The organism is Nitratidesulfovibrio sp. SRB-5 (assembly GCF_019931275.1).
In the GTDB taxonomy this organism is placed as follows: Bacteria; Desulfobacterota; Desulfovibrionia; order Desulfovibrionales; family Desulfovibrionaceae; genus Cupidesulfovibrio.
Genome location: NZ_JAIOTY010000003.1, coordinates 253,429 through 273,824 on the forward strand (window position 1 = coordinate 253,429; position 20,396 = coordinate 273,824).

General features: G+C 68.6%; 13 protein-coding genes, 1 pseudogene and 1 riboswitch. Of the genes and pseudogenes, 5 read left to right on the forward strand and 9 right to left on the reverse strand.

Annotated features, from left to right (window positions below):
* Positions 1-70: 70 nt before the first annotated feature.
* Positions 71-298: riboswitch (cobalamin riboswitch) on the reverse strand.
* 387 nt (positions 299-685) lie between these two features.
* From ilvD to K6142_RS15105, 5 genes and pseudogenes are all read right to left on the reverse strand, one after another.
* Positions 686-2,353: a dihydroxy-acid dehydratase gene (gene ilvD / locus K6142_RS15085; RefSeq protein WP_223380924.1), complete on the reverse strand. Its 1,668-nt coding sequence runs from the start codon at positions 2,351-2,353 to the stop codon at positions 686-688.
* A gap of 359 nt (positions 2,354-2,712) precedes the next feature.
* Complete coding sequence (locus K6142_RS15090) at positions 2,713-3,615, reverse strand: cell division protein FtsX (RefSeq protein ID WP_012613149.1); 903 nt, start codon at positions 3,613-3,615, stop codon at positions 2,713-2,715.
* Between the two features lie 152 nt (positions 3,616-3,767).
* Positions 3,768-4,457, reverse strand: a pseudogene (gene ftsE / locus K6142_RS15095) (cell division ATP-binding protein FtsE); the annotation flags it as partial.
* 335 nt (positions 4,458-4,792) lie between these two features.
* The gene (locus tag K6142_RS15100; RefSeq protein ID WP_223290460.1) at positions 4,793-7,105 is read right to left on the reverse strand and encodes a vitamin B12-dependent ribonucleotide reductase; all 2,313 of its coding nucleotides are present in this window, start codon (positions 7,103-7,105) and stop codon (positions 4,793-4,795) included.
* A 571-nt stretch (positions 7,106-7,676) separates the two neighbouring features.
* The gene (locus K6142_RS15105) at positions 7,677-8,396 is read right to left on the reverse strand and encodes a MerR family transcriptional regulator (RefSeq protein WP_190245860.1); all 720 of its coding nucleotides are present in this window, start codon (positions 8,394-8,396) and stop codon (positions 7,677-7,679) included.
* Positions 8,397-8,661: 265 nt separating this feature from the next.
* On the opposite strand from K6142_RS15105, the gene K6142_RS15110 reads away from it, so the two are divergent.
* Complete coding sequence (locus K6142_RS15110; protein WP_012613145.1) at positions 8,662-8,949, forward strand: HU family DNA-binding protein; 288 nt, start codon at positions 8,662-8,664, stop codon at positions 8,947-8,949.
* A gap of 289 nt (positions 8,950-9,238) precedes the next feature.
* Here K6142_RS15110 and K6142_RS15115 read toward each other — a convergent pair whose 3' ends face one another.
* Positions 9,239-9,940: a C40 family peptidase gene (locus K6142_RS15115; protein WP_223380925.1), complete on the reverse strand. Its 702-nt coding sequence runs from the start codon at positions 9,938-9,940 to the stop codon at positions 9,239-9,241.
* Positions 9,941-10,099: 159 nt separating this feature from the next.
* On the opposite strand from K6142_RS15115, the gene K6142_RS15120 reads away from it, so the two are divergent.
* Entirely contained in the window at positions 10,100-11,098 is a 999-nt protein-coding gene (locus tag K6142_RS15120) for a 3'(2'),5'-bisphosphate nucleotidase CysQ (protein ID WP_223380926.1), read from the forward strand.
* A 202-nt stretch (positions 11,099-11,300) separates the two neighbouring features.
* Here K6142_RS15120 and K6142_RS15125 read toward each other — a convergent pair whose 3' ends face one another.
* Positions 11,301-12,644 carry an RsmB/NOP family class I SAM-dependent RNA methyltransferase gene (locus K6142_RS15125; RefSeq protein ID WP_190246077.1) on the reverse strand — a complete coding sequence of 448 codons (1,344 nt, stop codon included), beginning with the start codon at positions 12,642-12,644 and terminating at the stop codon, positions 11,301-11,303.
* Between the two features lie 522 nt (positions 12,645-13,166).
* On the opposite strand from K6142_RS15125, the gene K6142_RS15130 reads away from it, so the two are divergent.
* The 3 genes from K6142_RS15130 (at position 13,167) to K6142_RS15140 (ending at position 16,955) form a co-directional block, all read left to right on the forward strand.
* Positions 13,167-14,831: an FG-GAP repeat domain-containing protein gene (locus K6142_RS15130; protein ID WP_190245312.1), complete on the forward strand. Its 1,665-nt coding sequence runs from the start codon at positions 13,167-13,169 to the stop codon at positions 14,829-14,831.
* A gap of 306 nt (positions 14,832-15,137) precedes the next feature.
* Positions 15,138-16,319, forward strand: coding sequence for an RluA family pseudouridine synthase (locus tag K6142_RS15135; protein WP_190245313.1), 1,182 nt, complete (start codon positions 15,138-15,140; stop codon positions 16,317-16,319).
* A gap of 267 nt (positions 16,320-16,586) precedes the next feature.
* Positions 16,587-16,955: a pyridoxamine 5'-phosphate oxidase family protein gene (locus tag K6142_RS15140; RefSeq protein ID WP_190245314.1), complete on the forward strand. Its 369-nt coding sequence runs from the start codon at positions 16,587-16,589 to the stop codon at positions 16,953-16,955.
* Between the two features lie 136 nt (positions 16,956-17,091).
* On the opposite strand, the gene K6142_RS15145 is transcribed toward K6142_RS15140, so the two are convergent.
* Together K6142_RS15145 and K6142_RS15150 are read right to left on the reverse strand one after the other, a co-directional pair.
* A complete protein-coding gene (locus tag K6142_RS15145) occupies positions 17,092-18,915 on the reverse strand; it encodes a PLP-dependent aminotransferase family protein (protein WP_190245315.1) in 1,824 nt (607 codons plus the stop codon).
* Between the two features lie 410 nt (positions 18,916-19,325).
* Positions 19,326-20,276: a chemotaxis protein gene (locus K6142_RS15150; RefSeq protein WP_190245316.1), complete on the reverse strand. Its 951-nt coding sequence runs from the start codon at positions 20,274-20,276 to the stop codon at positions 19,326-19,328.
* Positions 20,277-20,396 lie beyond the last annotated feature (120 nt).

Here is a 20,396-nt window from a genome sequence, read left to right on the forward strand (position 1 = left end):
GCGCGCGCCCGTGCAACGGGCGGGCGCATGCCGGGGTCCGGTTCGCGCGGCCTTGGGCGGTGCGGAGGGGACGTCTTCCGACTGACGGGCGGTGGGTGAGAGGCTTCGTGGCCACGCGAATACCCTTGCGAGGGGCCTCGCGTGGTCCGAAGCCGTGGCCCGCATCCTTCCCGTGTGCCGCGTCCGGCAGCCCGTTGCCCGTGCGGGCAGGGGAGCGCCGGATGCGGTGGCGGTGGATGCGGGCGGCATGCCCGAACACGGCAGCGCGCCTGTACCGGATTCGCACCGGTTTCCGTTTCCCTTCCACGTCCGAGCATGCAGCGGTCTGCGTTGCTCGGGGATGATAACATCACTAAATCAGCAAATACTGATATAGTGATTGAGTGTCAAGCGCGGGAGCGGGCATTTTGCCGAAAGCCCACCCACTGCCGCCACGCAGAACGGCCCGCCGCACCGGGTGGTGCGACGGGCCGTCAATGAAAGCCGTGTGGGGCGAGGACGAATTAACAGACGACTGGAAGAGTTCGTTTTTGAAGGTTCGCTACCACGCTTTGGAACCCCATTGAGGGGGCTTCGTAATGCGAGGGAATACAAATAAAAGTTTTGGGGGGTGGGGGGGGGCGGGGGAGGAGACCCTTTTTCAAAAGGGTCCCTCCCCCGCAAGCATTCAGGCTGCTACGGCAGGCTACTTGCGGTACATGGCCCCGGTGGCCGCGCTGGTCACCTGACGGGCATAGCGGCGCAGCAGGGGCGAGGTGACCGGCTTTTCCAGCGGCACGAAGGTCTCGCGCCGGGCGGCCAGTTCCGCCTCGTCCACCAGCAGGTCCAGCCTGCGGGCCGGAATGTCGATGAGGATGTGGTCGCCTTCCCTGACCAGCCCGATGTTGCCGCCATCGGCGGCTTCCGGCGAAACGTGGCCGATGGCCGCGCCGCGCGTGCCGCCGCTGAAGCGGCCATCGGTGATCAGGGCCACGTCCGCGCCCAGGCCCATGCCCGCGATGGCGGCGGTGGGCGACAGCATCTCGCGCATGCCGGGGCCGCCGCGCGGGCCTTCGTAGCGAATGATGATGGCGTCGCCCTTGTTGATCTTGCCGCCCATGATGGCGGCATGCGCCTCGCCCTCGGAATCGAAGACGCGGGCCACGGCCTCGCGCACCATCATTTCCGGTGCCACGGCGGACTGCTTGACCACCGCGCCCTGCGGGGCCAGCGAACCCTTCAGGATGGCGATGCCACCCTGCGCCGAATACGGAACGTCTACAGAACGTATTACGTCCGGATTGAGCACGCGCGCGTTCAGCTCGGCCAGGTTTTCGGCCAGGGTCTTGCCGGTGACGGTCATGACCGAGGTGTCCACCAGCCCCTTCCTGGTCAGTTCCGCCATCACCGCCGGAATGCCCCCTGCGGCGTGCAGGTCCTGGATGTGGTGGTGCCCGGCTGGTGAGAGCTTGCACAGGTTGGGGGTCTTGCGGCTGACCTCGTCGAAGATGTCCAGCGTCAGGTCCAGCCCGGCCTCGCCGAACACGGCGGGCAGGTGCAGCACGGTGTTGGTGGAGCCGCCGAGCGCCATGTCCACGGCCACGGCGTTGGCCACGGCGCGCGGGGTGACGATGGAGCGCGGGGTGATGTTCTTTTCCAGCAGTTCCATCACCTTCATGCCCGCGTGCTTGGCCAGGCGCACGCGCGCCGCCGTCACCGCCGGGATGGTGCCGTTGCCGGGCAGGGCAAGGCCCATGGTTTCGGCCATGCAGTTCATGGTGTTGGCCGTGAACATGCCCGCGCACGAACCGCAGCCCGGGCAGGCCGTTTCGGTCATCTCGTCCAGTTCGGCCATGGTCATGTCGCCGCGCTGCACGCGGCCCACGGCCTCGAACACGCTGATCAGGTCGGTGCGGCCCGCCAGGGTGCCGCCCGCCAGCATGGGGCCGCCGCTGACCATGATGGACGGAATGTCCATCCGCAGCATGGCCATCAGCATGCCGGGCACCGACTTGTCACAGTTGGGGATGAACACCAGTGCGTCGAACGGGTGCGCCGTGGCCATGATTTCGATGGAATCGGCAATGATCTCGCGGGACGGCAGCGAAAAATGCATGCCCTCGTGGTTCATGGCCAAGCCGTCACAGACCGCGATGGCCGGAAACTCCATGGGCGTGCCGCCCGCCGCGCGCACCCCGGCCTTCACCGCCTCGGCAATGGTGTGCAAATGCACGTGGCCGGGCACCACCTCGTTGGCCGCGTTCACCACGCCCACCAGGGGGCGCTCGATCTCCTCGCGCGTCAGCCCCAGGGCATGCAGCAGCGAACGGTGCGGGGCCTTCTCCAATCCATGGGTCATCTTCTTGCTGCGCATTGTCTGCGTCCTCATTGTATGCGTCGTTGGGCAGGTGGTTACGCGGGGGAGAGGGGGAAAACTTTTCGCTCTGCGATCGTCATCCGTAAGGTTCGCGCAAGCGCTCACCGAACGGCTGACGTAAAAGTTTTCCCCCTCTCCCCCGCACCCCCTCACCCTCTTTCAAAACTTTTCATTCGGGGGGGCGCGGTGCGGTGTGGTGTGGGCTGCCGCTACAGCGTGCGAAGGGTGTTCGCACGGCTGTGTTGCTCCGAAGAAAAGTCCGGGGGAGGAGAAAACGGGGGGCTTGAAGGAAAGGAAGGACGGGGTAGGAGCAGAGTCCTTCCTTTTTCTCGAACCCCCACGGCGAATACGTACCCCTAGCGGCTGCGGACGGCAATCCAGCTGCCCAGAATGCCCATGAGCACGGGCACGGCCAGCAGCAGGGCGGCCTGTTCCGGCGGGGGCAGGCGCAGTTCCAGCAGCAGGGGCGGCACGTTGAGCGCGGTGCGGAAGCGCCAGTGCACGGCAAGCAGCAGCAGGCAGGCAAGGCCGCCGCCCAGCAGGCCTTGCAGCGCGCCCGCCACCATCAGGGGCAGCCGGATGTACCAGTTGCGCGCGCCCACCAGTTGCAGGATCTCGATTTCCTCCCGCCGGGTGGACAGGGTGAGCCGCACGGTGTTGCCCACCACCAGCGCCAGCACCACGCCCAGGAAGCCCACGGTGGGCCAGATCACGAAGCGGCTGGCCGAGCGCCACGCCTTGCCCAGTTCGTCGCGCAGGGGCGATGCGGCCACCCGCTCCACGCCGGGCATGGCCTTGAGAAAGGCCTGGGTGTCGGCGGCCCACTTTTCGGGGTCGGCCTCGCGCGGGGCAAAGGTCAGCAGGGCCGTGGGCGGCAGGGGGCTTTTGCCGGACAGAAAGCCCATGTCCGGCACGGGCAGCCCGGCGGCCTGCCCGGTCGTTTCGCCCATGCGGCGGGCCAGCGCGGTCAGGGCCTCGTCCGGGCTGTAGGTTTCCAGGCTGGCCAGCCACGGCATGTGGCCCAGCTCTTCCCACTGGCCGCGCACGTGGGCCATGTCCGTGCCGGGGCGCCAGTACACCTGGTACACCGTTTCCCCGCGCGAGGCGCTGAGCTCGGCGTCCACCGTGGCCAGGGCCATCAGCAGCAGGCCGGACAGGAAGACCACCAGCGTCACCGCCGCCATGGACAGCAGTTGCGCCCACGGGTGCAGGAACAGGTCGGCCACGCCGCGGGCCAGCAGGCGGAAGAATGTGCGCATCAGAGTGACAGCCTGCCGTCGGGATTGCCGGAATCGTTGGAGTCGGGGGAAGCGCTGCCCCCGTCGTCACCCGGATTGCCGGGAATGCCCGGTGCGTCGAGCCCGCAGGGGTCCATGCCGTTTCCGCTGCCGTCACCCAGATGCAGGCCGCCGTCGGCGCAGCGGAACACCTCGCCCCCCGGCCAGTTGGCGTGGGTGATCATGCCGTCCTCCAGCCGCAGCAGGCGCGCGTCCGAATGGCGGCGGATCAGTTCCGGGCTGTGCGTGGCCAGCACCACGGTGGTGCCGTAGGCGTGGAACTGCATGAAGATGTCCATGAGCCGCAGCGACAGTTCCGGGTCCAGGTTGCCGGTGGGTTCGTCGGCCAGCAGCACCTGCGGGTTGACCACGATGGACCGGGCCACGGCCACCCGCTGCTGCTCGCCGCCGGAAAGTTCGCCGCCGGGCGTGTCCAGCCGGTTTTCCAGCCCCAGCGCGCGCACCACGGCGCGCACCCGCCGCCCGATGTGCTGCGGCGCAAGGCCGCGCACTTCCAGCGGCAGGGCCACGTTGGCGTACACGCTGCGCTCCGGCAGGATCTTGAAATCCTGAAACACCACGCTCACCTGCCGCCGCAACAGCGGCACGGTGCGCCCGGAAAGGCGCGTCAGGTCGAAGCCCGCGACGGAAGCCGCGCCGCGCTGCACCGGCAAGGCCCCGTGCAACAGGCGCAGCAACGTGGTCTTGCCCGCGCCGGAAGGGCCGGAAAGAAACAGGAATTCGCCCTTTTCCAGCGAAAAGGACACGTTCTTCAGCGCCCAGTGGGTGCCGAACGAATGGGACAGGTGGCTGACCTTGAGCATGCTGACCGCATCAAAGCAAAGCCCGCGCGACTTTGCAAGGGGCAAGGGGCAAGGGGAGATTGCATGGGAAAAGTGAATCGGGGAGGGGACCCTTTGAAAAGGGTCTCCCTCCCCGAACCCCTCCCCCCTAAACATTTCGTATAGAGGAAAGGTAGGGGCGTCATCAAATCGTCCCGTACAGTCTTATTATCCGGTCGATGGTTCCATCTGCGAGGATTTCGGGCGGATGGTGGCGTATCAAATGAAAAGTTTTGGGGGGTGGGGGTGCGGGGGAGGAGACCCTTTTTCAAAAGGGTCCCTCCCCCGCGAAAACGGGATTTTCCGACAGTCTTACCCTACCCGCACTTGGTGAAGCCGCAGCCGGGGCAGATGTAGCAGCCTTCCTGGAACACCAGGTCTTCGCCGCAATCGGGGCAGCGCTGCTTGTCCAGTTCGTTCACCGGGCCGTGGGGGGGCAGTTCGCCCTTCAGGTAGCGGTTTTCCAGCACCCACGAGATGGCGTCGGGGATGGACAGCAAGAGGCCCTTCTTCTGGAACACCGGGTGTTCGCCGCCAATGCCCTTGAGCTGCTGGACGATGTCGCGCACTTCCACGCCGGAGCGCAGGGCCAGCGACACCAGGCGACCGATGGCCTCGGCCTTGGCGGTGATGGACCGGCCCGACTTGCCGATGGTGGCGAACACCTCGAAGGGCTTGCCGTTGGCTTCGTTGACGGTCAGGTACATGGCCCCCAGGCCCGTGGGCACCTTCTGGGTGAAGCCGTAGACGATGTCCGGGCGCTGGCGCACGGCGCTCTTGTGGTCGCCGTCGTCCTTGCCCTCGTCCTTCTTTTCGCCCTCGCCGGTGCACAGCACCTGCACGGCCTTGCAGCCGTCGCGGTACACGGTGACGCCCTTGCAGCCCTGCTCGTAGGCCATCCAGTAGATGGCCCGGATGTCGTCGATGCTGGCCGAGTTGGGCAGGTTCACGGTCTTGGACACGGCGTTGTCGGTGTATTTCTGGAAGGCGGCCTGCATGCGCAGGTGCCACACCGGGGCGATGTCCATGGCGGTCACGTACACCCGGCGCAGGTCTTCGGGCAGGTGGTCCATGGCCTGGATGGAACCCTTTTCGGCCACGGCCTCCATCAGCTTCTTGCTGTGGCTGCCGGTGTCGCGCAGGGCCGCCTCGAAATGGGGGTTCACCTCCACCAGCCGCTCGCCGTCCATGACGTTGCGCGAGAAGCACAGCGCGAACAGCGGCTCGATGCCCGACGAGCACCCGGCGATGATGGACAGGGTGCCGGTGGGCGCGATGGTGGTCACCGTGGCGTTGCGGTAGGGGCCCATGTCGCGTTCGGCAAAGGTCGATTCCGCAAAGGCCGGGAAGGGCCCGCGCTCCTTGGCCAGCACCTTGGAGGCGGCGCGGCCCTCGTCCTGCACGAACTGCATCATCCGTTCGCCAAGGCCGATGGCCTCCTGGCTGTCGTAGGGAATGCCCAGCTGGTAGAGCAGGTCGGCCCAGCCCATGACGCCGAGGCCGATCTTGCGGTTGCGGTGCACGGTTTCGGTAATGCGCTCCAGCGGAAAGCGCGAGGCGTCGATGACGTTGTCCAGAAAGCGCACGCCCAGGTGGATGACCCGCTTCAGGTCCGCCCAGTCGATGGCCTTTTCCGGCGAGGGATGGGGCAGGCCGCCTTCGCGAGCGGTGGCCGTGCCGGGCACGAAGAACGCGGAAAGGTTGATGGACCCCAGGTTGCAGGCCTCGTAGGGCAGCAGCGGCTGTTCGCCGCAGGGGTTGGTGGATTCGATCTCGCCCTGCTTCGGGGTGGGGTTGTCGCGGTTGATGCGGTCCAGGAACACGATGCCCGGATCACCGCTTTCCCAGGCCTTCTGCACCAGCATCTCGAAGACCTTGCGGGCCTTCAGGCGTTCGCGCACCTGCCCGGTGTGCGGAGCGACCAGGTCGTATTCCTCGTCGGCCTCCACGGCCTTCATGAAGGCCTCGGTCAGCCCCACTGACAGGTTGAAGTTGTTGAATTCGCCGTCGCGCTCTTTGGCGCGGATGAACTCGATGATGTCCGGGTGGTCGATGCGCAGGATGCCCATGTTGGCCCCGCGCCGGGTGCCGCCCTGCTTGATCTGTTCGGTGGCGGTGTTGAAGATGCGCAGGAAGGACACCGGGCCGGAGGCCACCCCGCCGGTGGAGCCCACGCGCGCCTCCTTGGGCCGCAGGCGCGAGAAGGAAAAGCCCGTGCCGCCGCCGGATTTGTGGATCATGGCGGCGTGCTTCACGGCATCGAAGATTTCCTCGATGGAGTCGCCCACGGGCAGCACGAAGCAGGCGGAAAGCTGGCCAAGGTCGGTGCCTGCGTTCATCAGGGTGGGCGAGTTGGGCAGGAACTTCCAGCCGGTCATCAGGTCGTAGAACTCGCGGGCCAGCGCGTCCGTCTTGTAGGGAGACTTCTTGTACTTGCCTTCTTCGGCGGCAATGGCTCCGGCAATGCGCCAGAACAGCGCGCGGGCGTCCTCGTAGGGCTGTCCGTCGGGGCCCTTGCGATAGTACCGCTTGGCCAGCACGACCTTGGCGTTGGGGTTCAGGGCCACGTCGGGCAGGGTTTCGGGCATGGCGGGCGGGGTGGGCAGGGGCTGGTTAGCTGGCGCTGTCATGTGGCTGTTTTCCGGTGGTATTTTTATAATGTGTTGCAATGCAAGGCTATTTTTTTAGTGAGCACAATTGTGACCAATCCGTGGTGTAACCCGGCCCGGCGAGAAAATCCAGACTCTAGATTTTTTCCACAGTCAGTCGGTGAAAACGCCAACGTGGCGCGGGTACAGGCCGCACGCATCGAAATACATTTCGATGCGATTTCGTAATACGGCTTAATGGTCCGTAATCACGGGCGGAAAAAAAGATGCCGCCAATCGGCGGGTGGGGAAAACGAAGGGGGCATGGCCGCAGAAGCGGTAGACGCTGTCAGGCCGGGGAGCAGGGCGGGTGGGCTGTGGGGCTGCGCGTGGGCGGGCCTTGTGCGGAGGGCATGGCGGATGCGTGGCGCCTGTGCGCAACGGAGCTGTCGGCGGCACGGCATGCTGGGCGCGCCTGCGCCGCGTGCGACGGGGCAAGGAGGAGGCAGTGCCCGGGGCGCAGGGGCCGCGTGCCCGCGTGCCGAGCGCTTGTGCGGCAGTACGGCTGCGTGGCTGTGCGACGGTGAGGCTGCGTGGCTGGGCGATTGGCCGACTATGCCTGGTCGCGCACCCGTTGCCGCCGGTCGGCAATGACCCGGCCCAGCCAGTCGCGCAACTGGTCCAGGTCCTGCTGGTGAATCTTTTCGGAGGAATCAAGCAACAGGCGCAGGGTTTCCACATCCTTGCGGATGGAGCCCACCTCGCCTTCGGCGGTGCGGGCCAGGTCGGCCAGAAGGTCGATGGCCGACTGCCGGGCCGCCAGGGTGGACAGGGCTGCGGCAATGGTGTCCAGGGCGCGGGTCTGGTGCTCGATGAGCGCGTACAGCGCATGCCCTGGTTCCACGCCGCCCATGGGCACTGGCGGAACAGAGGGGGAGGCGTCCGCCACGGGAACCGGCCGTACCGGGTGCGATGCCGCGCTTGCGGTGGCTGTTGTTGCGGAAGAACCGTCCGCAGTGCTGCCGCGGGACGGGGCAGGCTGGGTGGCGGCATTGCGGGGAAAGCGCCGGGCCAGGATTGCCTCCACCGCGCTGGCGGTGCGGGCGGTGTGCATGGCCTCGATGATGGCTTCGATGATGGCCAGGGTCTCCGCGCGGTAGCGGCGGCGGCGCCCATCGCCCACGGTGGGCATGAATGCCGCAAAACGCTTGCAGTAGTAGCGCGCGGTGGATTCCGGCAGGGCAAGGCGGCGGGCGATGTCTGCGATGGTCAGCAGGCCGTCGTCAGAGGGCGGCGCGGACTGTGCGGAATCGCGCGGCGGGGGGCTTGGCATGGTGTGCTCCCGTGGCGTTGTGGCGGATGCGCGGCCCTGTGGGGGCGCAATGCCTGTTGCTCTGGGGCCGTGTGCATCATTTCTCCTATACGCAATGCGAACCAAGCGCAACAGACCGGGGGGCAGTGGAGGAAAACCGCGTGTATCCTTGGTTTGCGGGGCGTGAAACGATTGACAAGAAAACAAGGTCACTGCATAGGGTGGGACATGCTGACCGTGGTTTGGTTACGGGGGGAAATCCGCATAGCGCAAGGAGGACATCCTGATGTTGACCAAGGCTGAATTTGTTGCCGCCCTCAAAGAGGCGCTGCCCGATGTGTTCGTGACCAAGGTGAGCGCCGAAAAGGCGTATGACGCGTTCTGCAGCGTGCTCGCCGATGGCGTTGCCAACGGCGCAGGCGTGCGTCTGCCCGGCGTGGGCGCGTTCTCGGTCACCGAGCGGGCCGCCCGCACGGGCCGGAACCCCCAGACCGGTCAGAGCATTTCCATTCCGGCCCGCAAGGCCGTGAAGTTCATGGCCGCCAAGACCCTTGTGGATGGCCTGAACAAGTAGCATTCACGCGTCCGGACGCGAACGGCCGCATCCTTCGGGGTGCGGCCGTTTTCTTTTTGGGCGGGCGTGCGGCGCGGGAGGGGGGCTGCGCCGATGCGTGATGTTCCGATGGGCGGCGGTGGCTGCGCAAGCGCGGGGCGCACGATGCGTCGGGATCGGGCTCATCAGCGGAGACGGGGGGGCGGGCCGGGGGGACCGAGCCGCGTTCAGCGGTCCGGGCGGGTAGGAGGGTAGGGACGGGCCAAGACGAGCGGGCCAAGACGAGCGAACCGGGATGGCGCGGCCGGATTCAGGGCTGGCTGGCGGCAGGCTGGTCCGCCGGGCGCAGGATGCGCCGCGCGGCAATGAAGGCGCGCTGCCAGTAGTGTACGGTCAGGCTTTCCTCGCGCACCGTGCCGCCGGGCTTCGGGCTATGCACGAACTGCCCGCCCCCGGTGTAGATGGCCGTGTGCAGGCCCAGCGGGCCGGACCCGGTGCGGAACACGATGATGTCGGCGGGGCGCAGTTCGTGGCCGGGGGGCACCGGGCTGCCGCAGGCGGCCTGTTCTTCCGTGGTGCGCGGCAGGTTCACCCCGTGTTGATAGAACGTCCACCACACGAAGCCCGAACAGTCGAACCCCTCCGTCGGGGTGCGTCCGCCGTTGCGATAGGGCACTCCCAGGGCGGAGCGAGCGGTGCGCACCAAGGCCTGCGACGGCGCGGCAGGGGCCTGCTGACGGACCTGTTGCGGTGTTTCCTGGGGGATGGCGATCTGCTGCTTGCCCGCGCAGCCCGCAAGTGCCACAACGGACAGCAGCAGGACGGCCAGCGCGGTCCGGCGTGCGGTGGCGCGGGCGAAGGCCCGGCTGTCCGCCAGTCGACCGGCGGGGCCGTGGCCGTGCGGACGGGCGCAATGCGGCGCGCCGCGCATTCCGGCGGGGTGCGGAGCGGCGGTGGCAATGCTGGCAGGGTGCGCGCGCCGGTTCATGTCGGCGGAGTGTGCGGGGCGCATGGCCGCCCTGTAGCATGAAATCCTGAAAATGCCCATGCATGCGGAGGGGTGATGGCCGACGGGAAGCGGGATGGACGCAAGGAATGCCGCAACGGCGCGGACGCACGGGGCCGTGCCGCGGAACGCGGGGCGCCGGGTGCGTCGCCGGATGCGCCTTCCGTGTCTTGGGGCCGCTGCGCCGATCCCCCCGCCTTGGCCGATCTTGCGGGCATGGTCGATCCCGCAGACCAGGCTGACGGGTCTCCCGCCGCAACCTCCGTCGCTCGGCCCTCCGCCGCGTCCTTTCCCCTGCGCGACCTGCTGCCCCTGGTGATGGAGGCGGGCCGGGCCATCCTGCACTGGTGCGGCGGCGCCGCGCCGCGCATCCGCCGCAAGGCCGACGATTCTCCGGTCACAGAGGCGGACGAGGCCTCGCAGGCCGTGTTGGCCCACGGGCTGGCCCGTCTGCGGCCGGACCTGCCCGTGCTGTCCGAGGAAGGGCGCATTCCCCCGCACGCGGAGCGCGCGGGCTGGCCGCGCTTTCTGCTGGTGGACCCGCTGGACGGCACGCGCGGCTTTCTGAACGGCGAAGGGGATTTTGCGGTGTGCCTGGCCCTGGTGGAACACGGCTCCCCCACGGTGGGCATCCTGCACTTTCCCGCGCTGGGGGTGACCTGGTTCGGCGGGCGTGGCTGCGGCGCGTGGCGACTGGAGCACGACGCCCCGCCGGAACCGGTGCACGCGGCGCGCACGTTTCCGCAACGGGCCACGGTGATGCAGGGGCGGGTGCGCCGCACCCCCCGGCTGGACGCCTTTCTGGCCGCCCATGCGGATATCTGTTCGGCGGCGTTTCCGGGGCGTCCCGGCGCGCCCGCGCCCGTGCCCATGCCGCCCGACACGGCGGCGCAGGACAGGCTGCGCGCCGGGCTGTTTCCGCACCGGCGCATGCAGGCGGGCGGGCCGCTGAAATTCTGCCTGGTGGCGGAGGGGGCGGCGCACGTCTTTCCGTGCATGCACCCCACCTGGGAATGGGATACCGCGCCGGGACAGGCGCTGCTGGAAGGGGCGGGTGGCATGGTCACCCTGCTGGACGGCACGCCGCTGGCCTACAACAAGCCCGACCTGCGCAACGAATGCATCCTGGCCGTGGGCCCCGCCGCCTGCGCCCCAAACACATGACATGAGCCATGGCCGCCTGCGGTGAAGGGCAGGACGCACAGGGGTGCGCCGCGTGCGGCATTGCGGTTTGATGTTGCGGAATGGGCCGGGGTGCGTGGGAAACGCAGGGGCTGAACAGGACGCGGAACAGGGAGCTGAACGGGGCGCGTGGTGCGCCCTTTTTCGCGTGCGCCGTTCTGGGCTGTTCCGGAAGCAGGACGGCCTAGCGCTCGGCCCACAGGGCCCGCCCGCCCTTCACGCGCAGCCGGGCCAGGGGCAGGCCGCGCCAGTACAGCAGGGCGGCGGTGGCGTTGCGGGGGGCGTCGATGCTGCGTCCGGTGAGCACCCCGGCGATGTCCGCCGGGTCGTCCATGTGCAGCAGGGCGACGTCGTCCCCTGCGCCTGACCCGTCCTGCCTGCCCTGCCCGGTGGGGTCTGCGGGATGTGGGGGGTACGGCATCAGGGCGCGCAGCCGGGGCGAGGGGCGGATGCCGTCCTTGCCCCACTTGCCCAGCGGGTAGCCGCGCCACCGCAATGCGGCGGGCAGCCGTTCCAGCGCGGGCCGGGGCAGGAAGTAGGCGGTGTCGCCAAAGGGCGCCACCACGCCGTCGGGCAGCAGGGCCGGGTCCAGTCCGGTGTCGGGCCAGACCGTGGCGGGCTGGGCGTCGGCGCGCACCCGATCGGCGTCTGACAGGGGCGGGCACAGGGCCAGGGGGCCCGCGTCGTCGTCCGTCCCCTTGGGGCCGGGCTTGCGCAGGCAGGCGATGAAGAAGCCCTGCGCGCCCGAGCGTTCCGGGTCCACCCGCAGGGAGCCCTCGCAGCCGGGCAGTTCCGGCTCGGCAAACACGAAGCCCGGCGGCGGGGCCAGCGGCACGAGTTCCAGCCCCAGCTCGTCGCGGGCGTACAGCACCTGGGCCTCGTTCTCGTGCACGTTGGTGGTGCAGGTGGAAAACACCACCCGCCCGCCGGGGGCCAGCAGCCGCGCGGCCTCGGCCAGCAGCAGCCGCTGGATGCCGATGAGCGGCTTGACCTTGTCACCCTGCCACAGCTTGAGCACCGAGGGGTTGCGTTCCACCGTGCCCCAGCCGGAGCACGGCGGATCCAGCTGGATGCGCATCCACGAACCGTCGGGCAGGGGCAGCGCTTCGCCGGGGTGCGAGCAGGTGGCCGCGTTGAGCAGGTTCAGCGTGAACAGGTTCTGGCGCAGGGTGGCCAGGCGGGTGTGGTTGGGTTCGTTGCCCACCACCAGCCCGTGCGGACCCACCAGCTGGGCCAGGAACCCGGTCTTGCTGCCGGGGCTTGCGCACATGTCCAGCACGGCGGCTCCGGTTTCCGGGGCCAGCGCCAGCGGGGGCAGCATGGACGAGCGGTCCTGGATGTAGATCAGCCCGAAGAAGGCTGCCAGGCTGCCGCCAAGGGGGCGCGGCTCTTCGGTGAGGCGGCGGCACCACGGGGAGAACGGCTCCGGGTCGAAGCCGTAGCCCTGGGCGCGGAGCAGGTCCTCTACCAGGGGCACCTGCGCGGGCGGGCACACGATGCGGAAGGAGCGGGCGGCGGGTGCGGTCATGGCGTAGGGGGAAATGTGATTGATGATGGCTGCGCGTCGGCACGCCGTGATACTTGGGGAAACGAGCCGGACACACGGGGGCAACAGAAGCGGGGCATTGTGGCGGGCACCGTGCCGTGCCGACGCGTGCGGGCCGGTGTGCCCGCGACGATACCGGCGCGGTGCCCGGACGGTGGATGCCGCGCCGCCCGCGGGCCTGCGGAGCCCGGCCCGGTTCGACGCGGTCCGATACGGACCGATACGGTCCGGCCTGGTCCGGCGTGGTCCGGCGCGGCCTGGCGGAGCCCGTGAGGCGCGGTCCGGCTGGCACCGGCGTCTCCGCCTTGGGCGCGGCATCTCGCCTTTCGCCCCTTCCCCCGCCGGATGCGCGGATGCGACCGGAGGCGGACGGCACAGCGCCGCTCCTACCTTATGGTTGCTTCGGCCATCAAGAGATATTATGAGAGCGTTCAGCGCCAAGGCAATCCCCCTTCCCCTTCCGGGATGCGCGCGGGGATGCGCCCTTGAACCAAGGAGAACCTGATGCAACTGCTCATGCGCTCGGCGGCGCTCGTGCTTGCCCTGCTGCTTTCCGCCGCCACCGCCATGGCCGCACCGGCCCCCAAGAGCTTCGCCGTGCTGCCGTTCAAGGTCAACGGCCCCGCTGGCTACAAGTATCTCGAACGGGCCATCCCCGAGATGCTCACTTCGCGTCTGTACTGGAAGGACAACTTCCATCCCGTTTCCAAGGAAGCCTCCGCCAAGGTCAACCCGCCGGAAACCGAAACCCAGGCCAGGGCCGCCCAGGCCTCGCTGGGTGCGGACTATGCCGTGTGGGGCAGCGTGACCGTGGTGGGGGAGGATTGCAGTCTGGACGTGCGCGTGCGCGACCGTGACGGCAAGGAATGGCCCAAGTCGGCCAACGCCAAGGTGGCCGGGCTCATCCCCGCCTTGAAGGGCGTGGCCGATTCCATCAACGCCGAGGTGTTCAAGCGCCCCGGCGAAGGTGGCCCCGCCAACGCCGCGCCCAAGGCGGTCAACCAGATGAACCCCGAGCTGGTGCACAACGAAACGCAGCCCCAGCAGGTCTATCTGAACCCGCAGTTCCGCTACGCGGGCTCGCCGGAGGGCGACAGCCGCATCCGCAGCCAGGCGCTGAACTATTCGGCCGTCGGCATGGTGGTGGACGACCTTGACGGCGACGGCAAGAACGAAGTCCTCATGCTGGACGACCACGCCGTCTACGCCTACCGCTGGGACAACGGCCGTCTGGTGCCCATGGGCGAATACCGTTCGCCGGGCCTGGTGGAATGCCTGAACATCCGCACCATCGACTGGAACCGCGACGGCGTGAAGGAAATCGTCGTCAGCGCTTACAACAACGATGGCGAACCGGAAGCGTTCATCCTCAACTGGAAGGGCGGCCAGTTCACCGAAGTTATGCGCCGGGTGCGCTTCTACCTGAACGTGGAAAAGCTGCCCCCGGACTACATTCCCACGCTCATCGGCCAGCGCGGCGACAACCCCCGCCTGTTCAAGCCCGGCGTGTACGAAATGCTGAAGTCCGGCGACCAGCTGGTCACGGGCAAGCGCCTGGACCTGCCGGAAGCCACCAACGTGTTCAACTTCACCTACCTGCCCGGCAGCAAGGGTGAAGGCGACAAGTGCGTGGTCCTTACCGAAAACGAGCGGCTGCGCGTGCATACCGACCGCGGCGCCCGCCTGTCCGAAACCGACGAGAACTACTCCGGTTCGTCCAAGGGCATTCCCGAGGAACCCTCCATGCCGGGTCTTGGCAAGGACCGCGTGCAGCTGAAGAACATCTACTTCGTGCCGCTGCGCATGTACGCCGTGAACCTGGACCGCGACGACAACTGGGAGCTGCTGGTCAACCGGCCCATCTCCACCGCCGCGCAGTTCTTCGAGCGTTACCGCTTCTTCCCGCAGGGTGAAATCCACGCCCTGTACTGGGACGGCGTGGGCCTGAACCTGCAATGGAAGACCCGCCGCATCAAGGGCTCCGTGGCCGACTTCACCGTGGGCGACTTCAACAACGACGGCGTGACCGACATCGTGCTGTGCGTGAACACCCACCCTGGCGCCCTGGGACTGGAAAGCCGCAAGACCATGCTGCTGGCCTACCCCCTCGACCTGTCCAAGGCCGACCCCAACACGGCGCCGGACAAGACCGAGAACGAACAGCAGTAGCCGGTCACCGGGCCAGCCTTCCCCCAGAGGGAAGCGGCCCCTTGCCCCGGTTCGTCTCCGGTTCGCCCCCAGTTCGCCCGATGACCACGCCCGGCGGGATGCCCACGCACCCGCCGGGCGTTCTCGTACCGAAGGACGCCCTGCCCGGCGACTGAGCGTTCCGCACGGTGCGCCTGCAACGCGGCCACATAGTGTACAGACAGGGCCCGCAGGGGCTGGCATGCCCCCGCGGCCTCGCGGTGGCCGATCCCTTTGGCGCGCACGGGCCATCCCTTCACGCAACCCTCAACGCACGGACCCCACGTCATGGCAGAACCGCTCGTGGTCACCGCCGCAGAGGCCGGGCAGAAGCTGGTGCAGTACCTGCAACGGCGCTGCGGCGCGCCGCAGTCGGCCATCCAGCGCTGGGTGCGCACCGGGCAGGTGCGCATCAACGGGGGGCGCTGCAAGCCCTTCGACCGCGTGGCCGAGGGCGACGTGGTGCGGGTGCCTCCTTTTGCCCTGGCGGGCGGAGAGGGGGACCCGGTTGTCGGGAGAAGTGCGCCGGATGCAGGGCAGGAAGCGGCGCGGGATGCGTCGGCGAATGCGGGCGGAGGCAAAGAGCGGGGCTCCGCCCCGCGCCCCGCAAGGGGACCGTGTCCCCTTGACCCCGAACCGGGTGAGGGCGCGGCCTGTGGTACGGGAGCGGCGGGAAGCGCGGCGGCACCAGGTCCACGGGCATGCGGCGCGCGCCCGGAATTTCAGGCATCACCCTTGCCCGTGGCGGGCCGCGCCGAAGGGCTGCTGGTGCTGCTGAAGCCCGCCGGGCTGGCGGTGCAGCCGGGCACCGGCCACGACGATTGCGTTACCGCCCGGCTTGCGGCGCAGTACGCCGGGGCGGACTTTCTGCCCACGCCCGCTCACCGGCTGGACCGCGACACCTCGGGCCTGCTGCTGGTGGCCACCAGTTATGCCCGGCTGCGGGCGCTGTCCGACGCCTTTGCGGCGCGCGAAGGGCTGGTGAAGGAATACCTGGCCTGGGTGGCGGGGCGCTGGCCCCACGAGGGCGCGCTGACCCTGCATGACCGGCTGGAGAAGCAGGGCGCTCCGGGCCGCCAGAAGGTGCGCCGGGTGGGCGGGGACGGTTCCGTGCCTCGCGCGGCCTCTGCTACTGACGCGGTTCGCGTGGCGTTTGGTACGGACGCGGCCCATGCCGCCGCCGGTGCTGACGCTGGCCGCCACGCCGCCTGCACCGTCACCCCCCTGCGGCGCGGCGATGGGGCGTCTCTGCTGCTGGTGCGGTTGCACACCGGACGCACCCACCAGATCCGGGTGCAGCTTGCGGAGCGGGGGCACCCCATCATGGGTGACCGCAAGTACGGTGGGCCCGCCTGTGGCCAGGGCATGCTGCTGCACGCCGTACGCCTGACCCTGCCCGACGGCGAACGCTTCACGGCCCTGCCGGACTGGACGGGCCGCTGGCAGGTGGGCGAGGGCGATCTGCCCTGACCCGCACAGGCCGAATCCGGTGCCATTGGGTGCCGGGCATCTGCCCCCGCCGGATTTTCGGAAACTGCACCTGTTCCGTCTTTCGTTTTCCCGTACAAGGGTAGGCATGACAGTCGGATTGACTGGCAAACCCGCCAGGCAAATCCGCCTGACAGGCACGCCCGATACGCCCGTCTGGCAGACCCGGCTGGCCCCGCCAGCCGGAGTCTTTCGCCGGGTTGGCCGGGCCGCGCCGCGTGACGCACACACCGTACGGAGGATGGCAAAATGCTGCCGGATACATTTTTCGAAGTGCTGAAGAACGAAGGGGTCGTGGCCATCGCCACCCAGGGCGAGGACGGACCGCATCTCGTCAACACCTGGAACAGCTACCTCAAGGTGCTGGACGGCAACCGCATCGTGGTGCCCGTGGGGGGCATGCACAAGACCGAGGCCAACGTTGCCCGCGACGAACGGGTGCTGATGACTCTGGGCAGTCGCAAGGTCGCGGGCCGCAACGGGCCGGGCACGGGCTTCCTGATCCGTGGTTCTGCGGCGTTCCGCACCGATGGGCCGGAGTTCGAGGCCATCGCCCGGTTCAAGTGGGCCCGCGCGGCCCTGGTGATCACCGTGGCGTCGGCGGAGCAGACCCTGTAGGCGGGCCGCGTCTGCCTGAAGGGCCGACTGGACTGATTGGCGGCCTGCACGAGGCGCTTGCCCCGGTCAGGCGGCGAGCCCGGACAGATGATTATTCCGGTGGGGCCGGGCGTACATCGCCCGGCCCCGTGCCGTTTCATCGGGCGCGGGGAAAGCAGGCGCGGTGCAGTTGCGCCACGCCCTGTTCCAGTTCGTCGGGGGGCATGCCGCCGAAGCCGAGCAGCAGCAGGGGGCCGTCATGGGACGTGCTTCCGTACCCGTGGGGAGCGCTGGCAGGAGGACTGGCAGGTGGGCCACCCCGGAAGGCTTCGGGGCTGTCCGCCAGCCGGGTTTCGGAGAAGGGCAGCAGGCGGATGCCCGCGCGCCCGGCCAGCAGGGCCAGTTCCCGCTCGTCGGCATCCGTGCCGTGCAGCCGGACCACCACGTGCAGCCCCGCCCCCTGTCCGATCACGGTGGCCCGCCCGCCGAAGTGGGTGTCGATGGCGCGCAGCATGGCGTCGTGGCGCTGCCGGTATACCGTGCGCATGCGCCGCACGTGGCGGTCCCAGTGCCCGCGCGCCATGAACCGGGCCAGCACCCGCTGCTCCAGCAGGGGGACCATGGCGTGGTGGTGGCGGTGGCGTTGCCGGTAGACCTGAAGCAGCGCGGGCGGCAGCACCATGTAGCTCATGCGCAGGGCCGGGGAGAGGATCTTGGAAAAGGTGCCCGTGTAGACCACGGCCCCGTCCAGCCCGTCAGAACTGGCTGGCCCGGCTGGCCCGGCTGGCCTGTCCGGCTTGTCTGATCCGGCTGGATTGTCAGGTCCGGCCTGCCTGCCCGCGTCCCCTGGGTGCAGCCCCTGCATGCAGGGCACCGGCGTGCCCGCGTAGCGCAGTTCGCTGTCGTAGTCGTCCTCGATGATGACGTTGCCGCCCGCATTGGCCCATTGGATGAGCCGCAGCCTGTTGCGCACCGGCATCACGTGCCCCAGGGGAAACTGGTGCGACGGCGTGACGTAGGCCAGCGTGCAGCGGCTTTGCGCAAGGGCGTCCACGTCCATGCCCTCCGGCCCCACGGGCACGGGAACCACCGCAATGCCCCGGTTGCGGAACACGGCACGCGGCAGGGGATAGCCGGGGTTCTCCACCCCGACCACCAGCGGCCTTGCGGGATTGGCGCCCGCCACCGCGCCCGATACCGCGCCCACACCGGCGTTCGGCGAGGCGTCCATCATGATGTCCGCCACGATTTCCAGACTGTGCTGCAACCCGGCGCAGACGACCACGCGGTCCGGGGTGCAGACCACCCCGCGCGAGCGTTGCAGATAGTCGCCGATGGCCCGGCGCAGTTCCGGATCGCCTTGCGGGTGGTTGTATTCGGCAAGCTCGCGGGGGGCTTCGCGCAGGCATTCCAGAGTATAGGCGCGCCACAGGGGCAGGGGAAAGCTCGCCGGGTCCAGCCGGGCGGGGTGAAAGTCGAACCGGTACGGGGCGGGCGCTGCCGCCCCATGCACTCCGTCATGCACCCCGCCGTGCGCCCCACCCTGCGCCCTACCATGCTCCCTGTGGTGTGACCTGTCGTGCGCGGCGCCAGTGACGTCAGGTGTGCCTGTGACGTCAGGTGTGCCAGGGACGCCAGCGGTGCCGGACCCGCCAAGGGCGTCAGATGTGGTCGGGTGGTGGCGGGGGCCAGCGCCGGCAGCGGCGGGCGCGGGCGGCATGCCCGCGCGGAATGCCTGGTGCCGCTCCACGGGCGCCACGAAAAAGCCGCTTCTGGGCCGGGTGAGCAGAAACCCTTCGGCGATCAGCTCCAGGTAGGCGGTATCCACCGTGTTGCGGCTGACGCCAAGCTCGTCGGCCAGGTGCCGGACGGAAGGCAGACGGGTTCCTGCGGGCAGTTCGCCCGTCAGCACGCGGTCCCTGATCTGGGTGTACAACTGCACGTACAGCGGGGCGCTGTCCTCGTGGTTCAGGATGAACATGGTGTGCTCGTTTCCCGGCAAGAGGTGGACGCTGTTGGTGGGTGTGGCTGTTCGCGCCGGTTCCGGTCAGCTCCGGCCAGTTCTGGCCAACGCGCGCCGGTTCCGGCCTGTCCCGGCGAGACACGGCCTGTCTCGTCGAGATTCGGCCCGATCCAATGATATCCGGCCTGAACCGCTGATTCCGGCCTGACTCGGCCCGACTCAGGCAGGCCCGGCCAGTTTCGGCCCGCCCGGTGTCTGCCCGAAGGTTGATCCTTGCCCCTCGGTCGATCCGGGGCCAGCGGGGCATCGGGGTCACCGGGGCCAGTGTACAGCCAACGGCGTCCGGCGAACAGCGTCCAACGAAGAGGGGCGGCACGCCGCATGGCGCACCGCCCCCCGGGGTGTCGTACAATTCAGTATCCCGCCGGCTACTTGGCCGCTTCGATGAGCGCCAGACACCGCTTGGCCAGCGCCGTGACCTCGGGCTTGGAAATCTGGTCGTCGGCCCCCACCGAGTCGCCCTTGTGGCGCAGCTTGTCGGTGATCAGCGACGAGAACAGCACCACCGGCAGCTTCTTCAGGGCCGGGTCTTCCTTGACCTGCTTGCACAGGTTGTGGCCGTCCATGCTGGGCATCTCGATGTCGGAAACCAGCACCTGCACGTAGTCGGTGACCGGGCGGGCCTCCTGCTCGGCCTTGTGCTTCAGTTCCACCAGCCGCTCCCAGGCCTCGCGACCGTTGTTCACGGCCTCCACCTCGAAGTTGGCCTTCTGCATCAGGTCCTTCAGCATTTCGCGGATCAGGCCCGAGTCGTCGGCGATGAGGGCGCGGTAGCGGGTGTTGGCCGACCAGTCCACGGCCTCGTCCAGGCGCAGGCCCAGTTGGGGGTTCAGGTCGGCCACGATCTTCTCCAGGTCCAGGATGAAGATGATCCGCCCCTCCAGCTTGACCACGCCGGTGATGGAGTTGTTGGACAGCGCCGCCACGTATCTGTTCGGCGGCTCCACTTCCTCCCAGCTGATGCGGTGGATGCGGTTGACGCCGGAGACCATGAACGCCGTGGTCACGTTGTTGAATTCGGTGACGATGACCTTGGGCGGTTCGCTTTCGGCGCGCTGCTTGCCCAGCCACTGGCTGAGGTCCACCAGCGGGATGATGTGCGAACGCAGGTTGAACGCCCCCAGCACCGAGGGGTGCTGCACTTCGGGCAGTCCCGTGACCTTGGGCATGCGGATGATTTCCAGAACCTTGGCCACGTTGACCCCGTAGTAGCCCCGATAATTGGGCGTTGCGGGGTCGGTGGCGCTTTCCTCGAGGTGGAATTCCACGATCTCGAGTTCGTTGGTCCCGGCTTCGAGCAGGATGTTGGTCTGGGACATGGTCCCCTCCGTTGGTGCGTCGCGTCTTTCGGTACGTGCGGGGCGCTGGGTTCCGCAGCGGGCTTTCGCCGCCGCCCCGACCAGGTCCGCCGGCAAGCGGCGTGCCGGTTTCGGCGGGCG